Origin of the sequence: uncultured Litoreibacter sp. (genome assembly GCF_947501785.1) — a bacterium.
Taxonomy (GTDB): domain Bacteria; phylum Pseudomonadota; class Alphaproteobacteria; order Rhodobacterales; family Rhodobacteraceae; genus Litoreibacter.
Genome location: NZ_CANMXB010000001.1, coordinates 463,972 through 478,169, shown reverse-complemented (window position 1 = coordinate 478,169; position 14,198 = coordinate 463,972). Strand labels below are relative to the sequence as shown.

The window sequence follows — 14,198 nt, the reverse complement described above, 5'->3', positions numbered from 1 at the left end:
GTGGGGCGCTAGCCGGGGAAGGAGAACCGGGCCACAACCCGCCGCGCCCAGGGTTCCGACAAAGGCGACACCGTGACCCCGTATCCGCTGTAGGCATGCACGAATGCGGCGTTCTGCCCGGCGCGCACCTGCAGTCCCAGATGTTTCGCAACCGCGCCGCGACGCATTCTGAACAACAATACGTCCCCTGCTGCGGCATCGCTGGTGGGTTTGCAGATCAGGTGCCGTTCGGCAGCCCACAGCAGTTCTTCCCTGCCCTGCGGCTCTGACCAATCGGCGGTGTATGCCGGGACGCTTTCGGGCTCTGCGCCATAAACGTGCCGCCAAACGCCACGCAGCAGCCCAAGGCAATCCGTCCCGGCCCCCTTGCGGGAGGCTTGATGTTGATAGGGCGTTCCAACCCAGGACAGGGCTTCCGAGATCACGCGTTGGGTGACGGTGCTCATTGGTACCTGCTCCCGCCATCGTTGCGTCCTGTCGCGGTCGGATACCCAACCAGCCAGTCTTCGCCCGGGATATGCGGAAACCCGCGGAAATTGGCCAAGTTGGCGAATTTCAGACGGCAAGTTTCTTTACGTTTGTCGCAGCCCGCCTCTAGCGTCACGACGTCACCGGGCTGGATGTGCGCGCGCAGTTGTTCCCACAACTCGATAACCCGGACCCCGTCCTTGAAGCGATCATTCTTGATCACCCCCACCAGCCCTTCGGCATCACCGTTCTTCACAACCAGTCGGCCTCTTTCGAACCAACGGTCGTCAAAGCCGGGCAGTTCCGAGAACGTAAACATCCGCTGCTCATCAACCTTTTCAACGGCGACGTCCGTCTGGTACCCAGGGGCGGTAAGGTCGACCGTGCAACGCGCGTCTCCCAGCAACGCCTGACAGCTTTGCTGAAAAATCTGCCCAACGGGCTGGTTCAACGCCTCGCTCAGACCGCGCAGCTCTGCATGAAAAGCGCCGTCACTGCGCTTCAGTTCCCCGATTGTCCCGCAAAACTGCAATTCGCGGGCGGCCACGTCACGCCAATGTACCTTCCAAGCTCGAATTTCTGCTCCGTCAAAACGACCGGCCACGATGTCGGCCTCTGTTACTGCGGCGTCAGACAGCGCTCCAACAGCTTCCGTGTTGTCTACGGCCAGACCGGTCACCTGCTCCAAGGCGCGGGCCGTCATGCCGGTGTCGGCCTTGAAGGTAATCCCCTCAAATGTCAGCGGTCGGTCATGGTCGGTGAAGCCAAAAACCTGCCCATCCGACCGGGTCACTGCCCAACAGCGGCAGACATGGGTCAACTTGCCCCGCAAATGGTCGATCAAAGTACTCACAGGCGTACCTCCACAACCGGTACGCTGGGAACCTCGCCGGCCTGAAAGGAGGCAACGCTGGTCTGGATGGCGTCGGTGGCAAATCGCACCGGCACGTCGAATTCGTACCCGGCTGTAATCTCGACACCTTCGTCCAACGCGTGCTCAAACGTGACGACGCCGGTGTCCAAGTTTACGTCCCAGTCGACCCCTTCAAAAACCTGTAGCCCGTCAAAGCCCAGCTTTACCGTGCCAGCAACCAGCTTGCTCAGCGGTCGTTCATAACGGTGCGGACCAGAAGCATATGTCTTGATAAGCTGAACGCTTCTCGAAACGCCATCGCCGGTCCCGACAACCTGGTCTTCAAAGGTCACGTCAGCTGAGGCTTTGCAAGAGCGATAGTCGGACCAGTCTTTCCAACGGAACCCGTAAAGCTGACCCTGGCGCGCCTCGAAGAACGCAATCATCAACTCGACATCCTCCAAAGACCGCAGGCCAACGCCCGCGTCATAGCGGCGCCGAGAATGTGCCCACGGCGTGTTGCGTTCTTCAAACCCGTTGGCCAAGGTGACCACTTCTGTGCGCCGCTCCGGTCCGCCAAGCGAGCCGAAGGACAGCGATGCGGGGAACCGCACCTCATGAAATTGCATCGGCAATTCTCCCGTTTTGTGTTCAGCGGTTGCGTTGACCGCGCGCCATGGCGCGGTTAATCTGCGCGGCGATCTGGCTTTGCGATCGTTGGAATCCGGCCACATCAGGGGTGGAGATGTTCATCACGACCTGCACGGGCCGCCCTCCCCCTCCGGCGGACACACCAAGGCGCCCATCCGGTCCGCGCGCCAATGGCATGATGGCCTCTGGGCCTGCCTCCCCCATCAATCCCATGCCGCCGCGCATCGCAAAGTTGGTGGGCCCACTTACGACCCCGCCCTTGGCAAATGGCATCACGCGGCCTTGGCTGAATGCACCGCCCTTTTCAAACGGCAGGATGCCGGAAACCAATGAGTTGACGCCGTTGGCAATCGCCGAGCCCAACCCGTTTTGCACGGGCCTCATGGCGGTGTTGTAGGCCGCGTTGATCATACTTTGTGCAACAGTCTTCAACGCGTCGGACAGCTTCATGCCGTCAAAGGCCAATCCGTCAAAAGCCTTGCGCAGCCCGCCGCCGATCGACAGGGACAAAGACTGCACCTCCTTGGACGTATACAGCATCGTCTGCCGCATTGCGGCCAACTCCACCTCGAAAGTGGTCACCACGGCCTCTGCACCGCCAAGTGAGGTCTCCAGCCCCTCGATACGCCCTTCAAGCGCGTCCAACCCGTCAAACACATCCGTCATCGCGCCCTCCATAAAGTGCGTCCAGTTCCATCAATCGCGCCCGCGTCAGCGGAGCCTCCGCCCCGTCCACGCCCAACACGACACTCAGCTCATATGGGGTCAGCGCCCAGAACTGCGCAGGCCTGAGCCCTGCGCCCTGCACGCCTGCTTTCAGCAGTGCCGCCCAATCAAACCCGTTCAATCGCCGCCCCCCGCAAAGGCGCGCGCCAGCAGCTGGGCTGCGGCCTTGGTGGCCGCCAGCACACCACCTTCGATCTCCACCGAAAGCAAATCTGCGGACCGCCCCTGCCAGCCGCCCCCTCGCAGTCCCGCCACAATCAACGCCAGAACATCTCGTGTCGAAAACCGCCCCGCCTCAAACCGTTCAATCAGCTCGAGAACCGTTTCACCCTCCAACGCGCTTTCCAGCTCCGCCAGGGCCCCGAGGGTCAGTTTCAGGTCAATCGATGTACCATCCAGAACCAGCGTCACCTCGCCTGCCCACGGGTTCCCCATCACCCAGCATCCGGCACAAAGGCAATCGCGCCTGCCGAGGACAAGGACAACTCATAGGTCGCCTCCCCCTCCATCGATCCAGCATATTCAATCGACGTAATTTGAAACTTGCCAGTGATCACTCCAAAGTCAGGGATGATAACCTGAAACTCCGGCATCTCTCCGTCGAAGAATATCTGCCTGGCCCGCTCGTCGGTGCCCTCGTCACGAAACACGCCGGAGCCGGAAATCGAAGCGGATTTCACGCCCGCCCCGCCCAGCAGTTCGCGCCACCCCCCCGCGCTTTCAAGCGAGGTCACGTCCACCTGTTCGGCATTGAACGAAATCCGCGTGGCCCTAAGCCCCGCTATCGTTTCAAACTGCCCGTCACCGGTCAGATCCACCTTCAGCAACAAGTCTTTTCCGCGTTGCACAGCCATCGCGCTTCTCCAATTCAAATTGTCCGAAATCCACCAAGGTCAGCGCGCGCAGATTCAAAAAAACGCCCGCCCCCTTCGCATGTTCAAAAATGTCCCCTCTTGCCTGACAGGCGACTACGTCGCCAAAAGGGGGAACTCCTCAGCCGTCCTGCACCCGCGCCCGAAAGATCAGATCAATCCGTCTGATCCGTCCGCTTTCAACCTTGGCTGCTTTGCCTTTGTAAAACTGCAAGGACACCAACCGTCCGCGGCTCAGTGCCAGTTCAGCGTCCACCAATGCGTCCGAAACGGCTGCGGCAATCTGCTTTGCGGCAAAGAACCCGTCCCCCTCGGTCACGACCGAGACATCAAATTCGTGTATTGCGCCCGCCCCGGTTGCGTCAGACCTGTCTCGAACCCGTTCCGCCCCAAGCGAGACGTATGAAGCTGGCAACACGCCCGAGGGCTCCTCATCAAAGACCGCGCCCGCGACAAGCCCGTCCAAGACCGTGTCGGCGGATAAGGCCCCAAACACCGCGGCCTGAAGAGCCGCTGATACGCCGTAGCTCATCCCGTTACCTCCTCAATGCAGTGGCAGGTTAAAAACCGGCGATCGGCGTCGTCATCAGCGACGGCCAGGATACGAAAAATGCGCGCCCCTTCGCGAAACCGTTGGTCAGGCCTGGGCCGCGACGCCGCCCCAAAGGGCGCGGCCCGCACGGTGATCCGGTAAGGCACTGCCGACAAGGTCGCCGTACCGCCAATACGCTCTCTGCCACTGCCGGCTTTCAACCCCGCCCATAGCTCTCCCAACGGTTGCCAGGCCTCCACATATCCACCCGCCCCATCCGAGACACGCGTGGCATCCTCCAGCATCAGCCGGCGGTTCAAAGTGACGCCGCTCATGCGCGACTACCGAGAATGCGGATGTTACGATGCGCATCCAGCAGCGCCATTATGCCAAATGGCATCAGCCCAGTCGCGCCCGAGCAATCCCGCCGATTTTCGTAGTAATGCGCGGCCAGAAGAAACACGGCTTCGCGTAGATCCGGCGGAATATCCAGCCAGGCCGCGCCATAGCCCGCGTCAAATGTCACCTGCACGGTTCCACCTGTGGGCACGGACGGCAAAGCCCCGCCTTGGCCAACCAGTTTCGGCCTATGGGTATCGCGCTCCAGGCGGTAGGCGCTTGGCGCTATGGCGACTTCGCTGCCCGTGCGATCTATCGTTGCCACGGCGCTGACCTGCGACACAGGTGCAACCGGCAGAGGCTGCGACGCGGCATCCGCCCAGTCGGTCAGCTCCCACACCACTTGCCGATGCAACAACATCTTGCCGATGCGGGCCTCGATGGCGGCCATGGCCGCGCGGATGTAGCTTTCCAAGACCTCATCCTGAATAGCGTCGTCGTCAAAGCCGGTCCCCAGCCGCAGATGCGCCTTGAAGGCCTCCATCGGCAGGTCGGACAGGTCAATGGATGTCAGTTCCACCAGCACCATTTGGTACCTCCAGCAACAGCGAAAAGTTTGGAATGAAAGGTGGCCCCGCCCGCCGGGTGAAGCGGGCGGGGCCGGTCTCGCGCAGCCTTAGCTGACCGAGAATTTCAGCAGCTTGATCGCCGCAAAGTCGCTGACGTCACCGCCCACGCGCTTGGTCGCATAGAACAACACATGCGGCTTGGCGGAGAACGGGTCACGCAAGATGCGCAGGTCCGGGCGCTCCGCCACGGTGTAGCCGGCGCCAAAGTCACCATAGGCGACCGCGAACGCGTCATCTGCGATATCTGGCATGTCTTCGGCAATCAGAACCGGGTAGCCCATCAGGCGTGACGGCTCACCAGCCGCCAGACCGTCAGACCACAGGAACCGGCCATCCGCGTCTTTCATCTTGCGCACCGCGCCGGCTGTTTTTGAATTCATCACGAAAGACGCATTCGCCCGGTACTTGGCCCCCAGCGAATAGACCAGCGTCACAATGGCATCCGCCGCCTCGCCGCTGGCAAAATCGCCTGCAGCGCCGGTCGGGATGTAGCCAAGGTTGCCCCAGCTCCAGATGTCGTTGTCTACGGCGGTGTGGGTCAGAAAACCCTTGGGCTTGTCGATGCCGTCGCCGCTGATGAAAGCCGCCGCCTCGCTGGAGGCAAACTTGTCCGCAATGCGCGTCGCCAGCCAACCCTCGACGTCGAAGGCGCTGTCATCCAACAATCGCTGCGAGGCTTTCGGCAAGGCCGACAACTCATGCAGTGGGATCTGGATGCGGTCGATCTGAGGGGTGTCCGTCTCGGTCGCGGACCCCGCCTCAGTGGCCCAGCCAGCCCCCATTTCAGTGTGGTCGACCAGGACTTCAAATGCGGTTGCCTCGACATTGACCACATTGGCCACGGCGCGCAGCGACGCGGTCGATTTCAACACGCCGCGAATGGTGTCCGACGTCTGCGGGTCTACCAGATAGCCCCCCTCAGCAGCAATCGAGGAAGACAGCGCCTTGCCCTCCAGCTCCAACCCACGCAGCGCATCATCGTCGCCAGAGCGCAGGTAGGAATTGAACGCCTTTTGGTGCGGCGCGTCGGCCTCAACGGCCGTAGACAGCGCCGGGCGGGCGCGCGAGATGGTTTTGCGATCCAGATGGGTCATGCGGTCTTCCTGTTGTTGCAGTCGGGATTTGATGTCGGCCTGAAAGGCGCTGAAGTCGCTCAGGAAGCCTGTCATCTCTGTTGCCAGATCAGCCGCCGGAGCATCGTAATTGGCCGGGATGGCGGGCAAAGCTCCGCCGGCCCCGGACTTGGTCTCGGGTTTGGTCATGAAGTCACCTTCAACTAAGGGTTTCGTGAAAAATGCTTGGCGTTACTCGGCAAGCGTGCGGCGCAGGGTCCGCAGGACCCCCGCCAGGTTCTGCGACATATCCGGGTCGCGGGCGTCGGCCTTTGCGCCGATGCGGGCTTCAGGAAGCATTGGGAAGGTCACTAGCGACACCTCCCATAGCTCCAACTCGGCCAATTGCCTGCGGCCCTTCGCGTCGCGATCCGCCCTGATGGTGCGGTACCCAATCGACAAACCGTCAATTGCTCCCGCCTCGATCAGCGCGGCCGCCTCCCGGCCCCGCTGCGTCTCCGTCAGCAGCCGGCCTTTGACGAACAAGCCGCGTTCATCTTCCAGCACCTCATCCCATACGCCAATCGGCTGACCCGGGTCATGCTGCCACAACAGCTTCACGCGGGTACCCGCGCTGTCCAGCCGCGCAAGCGACGCGGCATAGGCCCCAGGCATCACCACATCGCCGCCTTGGTCAACCTCGTCAAACAGCGAGGCGTAGCCCGCAATGGTCGCACCCGCGCCCAATTCGATCTGATCCGAGATCACGCAATATTTGCGTTCTAGCTGATCCATGCTCATAGGCCTGCGCCCCCCAATAATCCTGTGACTGTTTCGCTGAGAACCGCCGCCGTGACACCAAAGATGGTGAACCAAACGCGGCGCTCCACCCGCTCCAGGGTCTGTTCAATCTGGCCCAGCCGGTACTCCAGCGCGCGCCAACGTTCGTCCTGCACCCGTTCATTGGCCTGCACCGTGTCGGCGCGGGCGTATTCAAACGGCTCGTACAGGTATCGCGACCCGCCCGCCCGCTGAGGTTTCTCATCGCTCATGGGCTCACCTCACGCGGCAGGCCCAAAAGCACCCGTTTCTCTCCGTCACTCAGGAACGGCGCCGCGGCCACCCTTGCCCATTGCGCGTCCCGCTCAACGCTCAAAGCGGCGATCTGGTCCAGGTCCGGCGCCAATTGCACCGGCTCGCCAGACAGCTCCGACACCCAATGCGACAGCGCCCCCAGCACCTTGCCCGCCAGCGGCAACACCGTCAGGCGATAAAACGCCCGGTTGGCCTCCGCGTAATTGGCGTAGGTGGCGTCACCCGGAATGCCCAACAGCATCGGCGGCACCCCGAAGGCCTGCGCGATCTCCCGCGCTGCGGCCTCCTTGGTCTTCTGGAACTCCATGTCTGAAGGCGAAAACCCCATCGGTTTCCAATCCAATCCGCCTTCCAGCAACATCGGACGGCCCGCATTTCGCGCGCCCTGATGATGCGCCTCCATCTCGTTTTGCAATCGCTCATATTGGTCGTTGGTCATCGCCCCCGCCCCATCGGAGCCCTTGTACACAATCGCCCCAGATGGTCTTGCGGCATTGTCCAACAGCGCCTTCGACCAGCGCGAGGCCGCGTTGTGCACGTCAATCGCGCTCGCAGCCGCCTGCAAGGGGGAAAACCCGTAATGGTCGTCCTGCGGATGAAAGCTGCGCACATGGCAAATCGGGGCACCATCCAGCATCGAAAAGCGATGCTTCTTGCCGCCCACGGCGTAGTCATACGCCACTGGCCACCCGTCCGAGCCGGGCACCAACGCCATGCGGTCCGAGCGCAGCACATGCAGCTCGCTTGGCACGCCGTCGCCCACGGCCTCCACATAGCCGTTCCCGCTCAGCAGCAGTTGGCCATACAAGGCCTCAAACATCTCCGCCCGCCCCTGCGCCGCATTGGGCCGGGAAAACAGCGCCAGCACCGGGTGCGTGTCAAACCGTTGCCCCTCGTCCTGCAAGACAAGCGGCAGGGCTGCGGCAGCTTCCGCCACCATCTTCACCGCGCGGAACCCCACCGGGTTGCCCGAGAACCCCGCCTTGGTCAGGGACACCGTATCGCGCGGGCTCCACGCCACCCGGCCAGAGCCGTGCCAGGCAATCACCGGCCCCGTGGCTGAGGCCTTCACCTCCGCCGCCTGCGCGCCGCCTCGCTTCAAAAAGTCAAACACCATTTCGTCGCTCCTGTTTGGCCGCCCACGGCCTGCCAAAAGAAAAGGCGGCAGCCTTCGCTCCCGCCTCTCAACATTTCAATTAGGTCTACATGCCCCTAGGGGCGCGCTAATGTCCCACCGTCCGTATGCGCGGGTGAGCGCTCTGCTCGCCACCAAGCAGCAATTCCCGAATGGCCCAAACCAGCGCGTCCACCCGGTCTGGGCTGCCACGGCCCTTGAAGCCGGTCACCGTCATCTGGCTCATCTGGTCCTCAAGCGCGGTCAGGTCTCCATAATGGCTGACCCGCCCTTGCTCATAGAGCGCCGCGATCGGTTCTGCGCGGACCGCCTTGGAGGAACTCGCGTGCACGCTCTTGTAGGGGGCCAACGGGTCCACTTGCCGCAACACCTCTTCGACAAGCGCGCCGCCCTGGTTCACTTCCGCCACGATGCGGTCTGCGCCGTGCCTTTCCGCAGCAGCGACGGCCGCAGTCGCCCAGCCAAGGGGCGATGCCCCGTGGACGGTTGCATCCTCCAACACCACGGCGTGCCAGTCTTGCCGCTCGCCCTTCAAGACTGCGCCGGCAACAACGATGCCGCAGGCATCCGCCCCGCCGCCCCTCGATACCACCGGGTCAACGGCCACAACCACGCGGTCGAACTCCGGCAGCGTTTTGCGGCGCGCGCCGTCCAGAATGTCCATGGTCCACAAGGCGCCGTCCAAATCCTCGACCAGTTCGCCGTCCAATTCCTGGCGGCCCTGCCGGGTGCCGCCGTATCTTGCCCTGATCTCTTTCAGGAAATTCTCCGCCAAATAAGCCGCGTTCGCCTCTGTCGGGGCGGACGTCACAACGGTCGATGACTGTTCCAATATGCCCTTGAGCACATCGACGTTCTTGGGCGTGGTCGTCACCACCTGCCGGGGATGGGCCCCAAGCCGCAGGCCAAATTGCAGCATGTCCCACGCCTCGTCGCCCTTGCCCCATTTTGCAAGCTCGTCCAGCCAGGCCACATCAAATTGCGGGCCGCGCATCTCTTCGGGTGATGAGGCTGAATGGCATTCAGCCACGGCGCCGTTGGGCCAAACCAGACGGCGGCGGGTTGCTTCCCATTTCGGGCGGCGGTCCGGCGGGGTGCAGGCCATTATGCCGCTTGCGCCAAAAATCATCACGTCGCGGACTTGATCAAAGGTCTCGCCAACCAACGCCGCACGTGACGCCACGCCCGGGTCCAAAGGCGTCGCACCTTCAACCTGGGCGCGCAGCCATTCGGCGCCTGCGCGGGTTTTGCCCGCGCCACGTCCGCCCATCACAACCCAGCTGCGCCAGTCCCCCTCGGGCGGCAATTGATGCTCCAACGCCCAGAATTCAAACACGTATGGCAGGGCCGCCAATGCATGGTCACTCAGTCCCGTCAGAAACTCGTTCTGCTCCGTGCTGCTTGCGCAGGCGAGCGAGGCGGCCCCGAATTTCAGATCGGGCGCTTTCAAGGTCGAATGCGTATTTTCCTGCCTCGCCAACGCGCTGTTGAATCGTGTCATTGACCTTTTTCTCCTGCTGTATCGTGGCCGACAGTAACGGCCCAATCTGCCGCATTTCCGAGTTGAGTCCGGCCGCTTGAAGGTCGTCGTTTTCGACCTTGACCGAATAGTCTTCCAAAGTGCGTCGCAACCGGTTCAGAACCCGCACGAAGACCTGTAGCGTGTCGTCGATATGGGCCTTGGCCGCGTCGCTTTCACGGGCAAGTTCCGGTTCCAATGCCCCGACATATTCGGGCTTTTTCTGTGTCGTATCTCCGGTTTCAGGGCTCCCCAATAGGATCACCTGTTTCGGTGTCTCATCCATCGCGCCTCCAAACCACGCCGCTGCATCTGTTCGTGAGCTCGGGAAACAAAAAAGCGGCCCGGAACCTTGAGGTCCGTGCCGCTCGCAAATTTCCATATAAAAAGGGCCAGAGCATTGCTGCTGACCCTATTTCTCCATCTTGTCCAAAGGTATGCCAGAGACCGTTCGAAGAGTCAACACAATTCGCGCCAAATTCTAAAATAAATTGTTTATTAACAATGTGTTAAAGTTAACGATGCAAGCGCTCCGCAGGGCCATACCCCAGCATTTCAAAGCGCAAATAGTTAACGCGCACGCCGCACGGGGCAGCGCACGCTCTAGTTATTCGCGTTGCGTTCGGCCTCAATCTTGCGCCATTCCGCAACGTTGCGGTTATGATCGGCCAGATTTTCCGCAAATGCATGCCCGCCAGTGCCATCAGCCACGAAGAAGATGTACGGCGTGCTGTCCGGGTTCAACGCCGCTTCAATCGCAAGTTTGCCCGGGTTGGCAATCGGCGTCGGCGGCAAGGCCGGGATGATATAAGTGTTGTAATCTGTGCGACGGTTCAACTCTGACTGCCGAATGCCGCGCCCCAGGCCGTTGCCTTGCCCCAAGGTGATCCCGTAGATCACCGTCGGGTCTGTCTGCAGCTTCATGCCTTGGTTCAGGCGGTTGGTGAACACGCTCGCCACCTGACGCCGCTCCTCGGGAACACCGGTTTCCTTCTCAACGATGGACGCAAGGATCAGCGCCTCCTCCTTGGATTCAAGCGGCAGATCCGGTGCGCGGTTCTCCCAGGCCTGATCCAGGATACGCACCTGTGCCTGCGCCATCCGGTCCAAAATGGTCCCCCGCTCGGCCCCACGGCTCACCTCGTAGGTGTCAGGGGCCAATGATCCCTCAGCCGGAACGTCCGCCACCTCTCCGTCCAGGAAATCCGCGCCTTTCAGCCCTTCGACGATCTGCCAGCTGGTCAACCCTTCCGCAACGGACACGCGGTAGACGATCGGCACTTCAGCCGCCACGGCTTCGGAATAGGCCTCAGGCAAAGGCTCTCCGGCCTTGAATTCGGCCAGCACGACCTCTTCCCCCGTCCCGGGCGTGCGCTCACGGAACCGCAACTCGCCGCCCGTATTGCGGATCAGGTAGGTGGCCACGAACCGGAACGTGGACGGCCCGCCCGCGGTCACAATATCAATGATATCGGCCATTGAGGCGCCTGCAGGGATCTCGTAATTGCCGAATTTCAACTGCTGCGCCTTGTCCGAATATTCAGCCCCGATGCGGAAGATCGAGGCGTTGGAAATCGCGCCCTGCGCTTCCAGCCGCTCGGACACAGCCCGCAAAGATGCCCCGCGCGGCACCTCAAAGAACGCGGCCTGTTGCAGAGGCCCTTCCGCTTTGTACTGCGACTGACCCCAGCCAATAAGTCCGCCAACGGCGAACAGGGCCAGAATGAAGATCGTCAGAAAGTTAGAGGCAATGGACTTCCACATCGAGGCCTAGACCTTCCCCATAATCAGGCAGGCATTGGTGCCGCCAAAGCCAAAGGAGTTCGACAGTACAACGTTAACGTCACGCTCCACCGCCTTGTTTGCGCAGAGATTGATCTTCGTCTCGGCGGCTGGGTTGTCCAGGTTGATGGTCGGCGGGCATACATTGTCGCGCATCGCCAAGATGCAGAAGATCGCCTCAATCGCGCCCGCAGCGCCCAGCAGGTGTCCGGTCATCGACTTGGTCGACGACATCGCCACTCCGTCAGCCGCATCGCCCAGCAGCCGTTCAACCGCGCCCAACTCGATCGTGTCCGCCATGGTCGAGGTCCCGTGCGCGTTGACATAGTCAATCGCGCTGACATCAATCCCGGCCCGCTTCACAGCCGCCCGCATCGCGCGTTCCGCGCCCTCATGATCCTCAGGCGGTGCGGTAATGTGGTGTGCGTCACCAGACAGCCCGTAGCCCAGCACCTCGCCGTAAATCTTCGCGCCACGTGCTTTGGCGTGCTCATACTCTTCCAACACGACCACACCGGCGCCCTCACCCATCACGAAACCATCCCGGTCTGCATCCCACGGCCGCGAGGCACTCTCTGGGTCATCCGCATGCGCCGTCGACAGCGCCTTGCAGGCGTTGAACCCCGCAATGCCGATCTCGCAAATCGGGCTTTCCGCGCCGCCTGCAATCATCACGTCCGCATCATCCAAAGCAATCAGCCGTGCCGCATCGCCAATGGCATGCGCGCCAGTTGAACAAGCGGTCACAACCGCATGATTTGGGCCCTTAAATCCGTATTTGATCGACACCTGGCCCGACACCAGGTTGACCAATGCGCCGGGAATAAAGAATGGCGAGACCCGCCGGGGTCCGCGCTCCTTGATCAGAACGGCGGTCTCGGAAATGGATTGCAACCCGCCAATGCCTGACCCGATCATAACACCGGTGCGTTCCAGCTCACTCAGCTCTTCAGGCTGCCAATCGGCGTCTTCCACCGCCATCTGCGCGGCGGCCATGCCGTATAGGATAAAGTCATCCACTTTGCGCGCGTCCTTGGCGAGCATGAAGTCGTCAGGGTTGAACTCACCCGCCCCCTCGCCGCGAGGCACTTCGCAGGCGTAGCCGGTGCCCAGATGCGAGGCGTCAAATTTCTGGATCGTCCGCGCGCCGGATTTGCCGGCCAGCGCGTTCTTCCATGTCTCCTCAACACCGCTTCCAAGCGGCGTCACCATTCCTAATCCTGTGATAACGACCCGACGCATATCTGCCCCCTTTTTATCCCTCACAAAGGTTTCCCCGACTTCTACACGGCGCCGCTGCCAAGGGAAAGTGGCCGCGCGCAGCTTTCTGCCGAGCCAGGGTGGCCGCTCAAGGCACTTTTCCTCCGTCCCTGGCCAATTGTGCTTGCACAAGGGGCAGCAACGGCTACTCCTTGGCTGAATACGCATTCGTGGATCCACAATGACCGACTTTCAGCCCGCCAAGGCGGTGACCCGCGCTTACATGGCCGCCTTTGACGCCGCCGCGCCTGCCGACAGGTTAGCCGCCCTCCAAGCCCATACAGGCAAGGATTATCACTGGCGGGGGCTTCATCCGTTCCACGAGCAATCCGGCGCGCAAGAGGTGATCGACGCCTTCTGGGCGCCACTTCTGTCATCGTTCAGCGCGCTTCAGCGCCGCGAAACCATCTTTTTTGCAGGCCTCAACGACACAGACGGCCAAAGCTCGGTCTGGACCTGCTCCATGGGGCATTTCAAAGCGCTGTTTGACCAAGACTGGCTGGGCATCCCCGCAACCCGCAAGATAGCGATGATCCGCTACGCAGAATTCCACCGCATCGATGGCGGCAAAATCGCCGAGACCGCGCTGTTCATCGACATTCTGGACGTCATCCATCAAGCGGGCCTCAACCCGCTGCCGCCGCAAACCGCGGCGTCCTTTGTGCATCCCGGCCCGCTGACCAATGACGGCCAGCTCTTTGACGCCCAGGACCCCGCCGAAGGGGCTAAGACGCTGAAAACAATCAATGATATGGCCGCGAATATCTCGAAAGCCAACGCTATCATCCAAGGCAAATCAGATGCCAAGCCCCTCACCCCGCGCGAGGAACTCAGTCAGCACTGGCATGAAGACATGGCCTGGTACGGCCCTGCCGGGATCGGCGCGGTCTTCACCATCGAGCGATATGTGGAACAACACCAACAGCCTTTCCGCCGCCAATTGGCCAATCGGGTGTTCAACGGCCATGTGGCGCGTATCGCCGAGGGTAACTACGGTGGTTTCTTCGGCTGGCCAAACCTGACGGTAACACCTACCGGCGGATATCTAGGGCTTCCCGGTTCAAACCGCCCCAGCGACATGCGGGTAGTCGATGTCTATCGCCGCGACGGTGACAAACTGGCGGAAAACTGGGTCTTCATTGATATTTTGCATTTCCTGAACCAGCAAGGTCTGGATGTCTTGGGCAGGTTGGCAGAGGTCAAACGCACCTGACGGACGTATCGCGACGTGCGAAACCCGATCTTAACTCTCGCGCAGTAATTCGAAGCCACTATTTCTTCGGAT

At 61.6% G+C, this 14,198-nt stretch carries 19 protein-coding genes; 1 reads left to right on the top strand and 18 read right to left on the bottom strand.

Annotation, left to right across the window (positions count from 1 at the left end; all coding sequences use genetic code 11):
• Nucleotides 1-8 precede the first annotated feature (8 nt).
• From Q0899_RS02440 to fabF, 18 genes are all read right to left on the bottom strand, one after another.
• On the bottom strand, nt 9-446 hold the full coding sequence (locus tag Q0899_RS02440; protein WP_298358465.1) for an NlpC/P60 family protein: 438 nt from the start codon (nt 444-446) through the stop codon (nt 9-11).
• On the bottom strand, nt 443-1,321 hold the full coding sequence (locus Q0899_RS02435; protein ID WP_299191007.1) for a DUF2163 domain-containing protein: 879 nt from the start codon (nt 1,319-1,321) through the stop codon (nt 443-445). The genes Q0899_RS02440 and Q0899_RS02435 overlap by 4 nt, the downstream gene beginning before the upstream one ends.
• The gene (locus Q0899_RS02430; RefSeq protein WP_299191006.1) at nt 1,318-1,950 is read right to left on the bottom strand and encodes a DUF2460 domain-containing protein; all 633 of its coding nucleotides are present in this window, start codon (nt 1,948-1,950) and stop codon (nt 1,318-1,320) included. The genes Q0899_RS02435 and Q0899_RS02430 overlap by 4 nt, the downstream gene beginning before the upstream one ends.
• Nucleotides 1,951-1,972: 22 nt before the next feature.
• A complete protein-coding gene (locus tag Q0899_RS02425) occupies nt 1,973-2,638 on the bottom strand; it encodes a phage tail tape measure protein (protein WP_299191005.1) in 666 nt (221 codons plus the stop codon).
• Nucleotides 2,622-2,819: a phage tail assembly chaperone gene (locus Q0899_RS02420; RefSeq protein ID WP_299191004.1), complete on the bottom strand. Its 198-nt coding sequence runs from the start codon at nt 2,817-2,819 to the stop codon at nt 2,622-2,624. The genes Q0899_RS02425 and Q0899_RS02420 overlap by 17 nt, the downstream gene beginning before the upstream one ends.
• On the bottom strand, nt 2,816-3,133 hold the full coding sequence (locus tag Q0899_RS02415; RefSeq protein ID WP_298358475.1) for a gene transfer agent family protein: 318 nt from the start codon (nt 3,131-3,133) through the stop codon (nt 2,816-2,818). Before Q0899_RS02415 ends, Q0899_RS02420 begins: the two co-directional genes overlap by 4 nt.
• A complete protein-coding gene (locus Q0899_RS02410) occupies nt 3,133-3,552 on the bottom strand; it encodes a phage major tail protein, TP901-1 family (protein ID WP_298292061.1) in 420 nt (139 codons plus the stop codon). The genes Q0899_RS02415 and Q0899_RS02410 overlap by 1 nt, the downstream gene beginning before the upstream one ends.
• 139 nt (nt 3,553-3,691) lie before the next feature.
• Nucleotides 3,692-4,102, bottom strand: coding sequence for a DUF3168 domain-containing protein (locus Q0899_RS02405; protein WP_298292063.1), 411 nt, complete (start codon nt 4,100-4,102; stop codon nt 3,692-3,694).
• Nucleotides 4,099-4,437, bottom strand: a complete 339-nt coding sequence (locus tag Q0899_RS02400; protein ID WP_298292065.1) for a phage head closure protein — start codon at nt 4,435-4,437, stop codon at nt 4,099-4,101. The genes Q0899_RS02405 and Q0899_RS02400 overlap by 4 nt, the downstream gene beginning before the upstream one ends.
• Nucleotides 4,434-5,030, bottom strand: coding sequence for a hypothetical protein (locus Q0899_RS02395; RefSeq protein WP_298292067.1), 597 nt, complete (start codon nt 5,028-5,030; stop codon nt 4,434-4,436). The genes Q0899_RS02400 and Q0899_RS02395 overlap by 4 nt, the downstream gene beginning before the upstream one ends.
• An 87-nt stretch (nt 5,031-5,117) precedes the next feature.
• Complete coding sequence (locus tag Q0899_RS02390) at nt 5,118-6,332, bottom strand: phage major capsid protein (protein WP_298358487.1); 1,215 nt, start codon at nt 6,330-6,332, stop codon at nt 5,118-5,120.
• Nucleotides 6,333-6,374: 42 nt separating this feature from the next.
• On the bottom strand, nt 6,375-6,917 hold the full coding sequence (locus Q0899_RS02385) for an HK97 family phage prohead protease (protein WP_299191003.1): 543 nt from the start codon (nt 6,915-6,917) through the stop codon (nt 6,375-6,377).
• Nucleotides 6,918-6,919: 2 nt separating this feature from the next.
• Entirely contained in the window at nt 6,920-7,174 is a 255-nt protein-coding gene (locus Q0899_RS02380) for a hypothetical protein (protein ID WP_298292072.1), read from the bottom strand.
• A complete protein-coding gene (locus Q0899_RS02375) occupies nt 7,171-8,334 on the bottom strand; it encodes a phage portal protein (RefSeq protein WP_298292074.1) in 1,164 nt (387 codons plus the stop codon). Before Q0899_RS02375 ends, Q0899_RS02380 begins: the two co-directional genes overlap by 4 nt.
• Before the next feature lie 106 nt (nt 8,335-8,440).
• A complete protein-coding gene (locus Q0899_RS02370) occupies nt 8,441-9,787 on the bottom strand; it encodes a terminase family protein (protein ID WP_298293305.1) in 1,347 nt (448 codons plus the stop codon).
• On the bottom strand, nt 9,714-10,157 hold the full coding sequence (locus tag Q0899_RS02365; protein WP_299191002.1) for a hypothetical protein: 444 nt from the start codon (nt 10,155-10,157) through the stop codon (nt 9,714-9,716). The genes Q0899_RS02370 and Q0899_RS02365 overlap by 74 nt, the downstream gene beginning before the upstream one ends.
• A 317-nt stretch (nt 10,158-10,474) precedes the next feature.
• Nucleotides 10,475-11,635: an endolytic transglycosylase MltG gene (gene mltG, locus Q0899_RS02360; protein ID WP_298292078.1), complete on the bottom strand. Its 1,161-nt coding sequence runs from the start codon at nt 11,633-11,635 to the stop codon at nt 10,475-10,477.
• Between the two features lie 6 nt (nt 11,636-11,641).
• Nucleotides 11,642-12,895, bottom strand: a complete 1,254-nt coding sequence (fabF, locus tag Q0899_RS02355; RefSeq protein WP_299191001.1) for a beta-ketoacyl-ACP synthase II — start codon at nt 12,893-12,895, stop codon at nt 11,642-11,644.
• A 199-nt stretch (nt 12,896-13,094) separates the two neighbouring features.
• On the opposite strand from fabF, the gene Q0899_RS02350 reads away from it, so the two are divergent.
• Nucleotides 13,095-14,126, top strand: a complete 1,032-nt coding sequence (locus tag Q0899_RS02350; protein ID WP_298292082.1) for a nuclear transport factor 2 family protein — start codon at nt 13,095-13,097, stop codon at nt 14,124-14,126.
• Nucleotides 14,127-14,198: the final 72 nt, after the last annotated feature.

Bases quoted from the DNA above. Each gene is read 5' to 3' on its own strand.
- Q0899_RS02380 (WP_298292072.1), bottom strand. From the start codon at position 7,174: ATGAGCGATGAGAAACCTCAGCGGGCGGGCGGGTCGCGATACCTGTAC.
- Q0899_RS02390 (WP_298358487.1), bottom strand. From the start codon at position 6,332: ATGACCAAACCCGAGACCAAGTCCGGGGCCGGCGGAGCTTTGCCCGCC.
- Q0899_RS02350 (WP_298292082.1), top strand. From the start codon at position 13,095: ATGACCGACTTTCAGCCCGCCAAGGCGGTGACCCGCGCTTACATGGCC.
- Q0899_RS02405 (WP_298292063.1), bottom strand. From the start codon at position 4,102: ATGAGCTACGGCGTATCAGCGGCTCTTCAGGCCGCGGTGTTTGGGGCC.
- Q0899_RS02375 (WP_298292074.1), bottom strand. From the start codon at position 8,334: ATGGTGTTTGACTTTTTGAAGCGAGGCGGCGCGCAGGCGGCGGAGGTG.
- Q0899_RS02430 (WP_299191006.1), bottom strand. From the start codon at position 1,950: ATGCAATTTCATGAGGTGCGGTTCCCCGCATCGCTGTCCTTCGGCTCG.
- Q0899_RS02415 (WP_298358475.1), bottom strand. From the start codon at position 3,133: ATGGGGAACCCGTGGGCAGGCGAGGTGACGCTGGTTCTGGATGGTACA.
- Q0899_RS02425 (WP_299191005.1), bottom strand. From the start codon at position 2,638: ATGACGGATGTGTTTGACGGGTTGGACGCGCTTGAAGGGCGTATCGAG.
- fabF (WP_299191001.1), bottom strand. From the start codon at position 12,895: ATGCGTCGGGTCGTTATCACAGGATTAGGAATGGTGACGCCGCTTGGA.
- Q0899_RS02400 (WP_298292065.1), bottom strand. From the start codon at position 4,437: ATGAGCGGCGTCACTTTGAACCGCCGGCTGATGCTGGAGGATGCCACG.
- Q0899_RS02410 (WP_298292061.1), bottom strand. From the start codon at position 3,552: ATGGCTGTGCAACGCGGAAAAGACTTGTTGCTGAAGGTGGATCTGACC.
- mltG (WP_298292078.1), bottom strand. From the start codon at position 11,635: ATGTGGAAGTCCATTGCCTCTAACTTTCTGACGATCTTCATTCTGGCC.
- Q0899_RS02440 (WP_298358465.1), bottom strand. From the start codon at position 446: ATGAGCACCGTCACCCAACGCGTGATCTCGGAAGCCCTGTCCTGGGTT.
- Q0899_RS02385 (WP_299191003.1), bottom strand. From the start codon at position 6,917: ATGGATCAGCTAGAACGCAAATATTGCGTGATCTCGGATCAGATCGAA.
- Q0899_RS02365 (WP_299191002.1), bottom strand. From the start codon at position 10,157: ATGGATGAGACACCGAAACAGGTGATCCTATTGGGGAGCCCTGAAACC.
- Q0899_RS02395 (WP_298292067.1), bottom strand. From the start codon at position 5,030: ATGGTGCTGGTGGAACTGACATCCATTGACCTGTCCGACCTGCCGATG.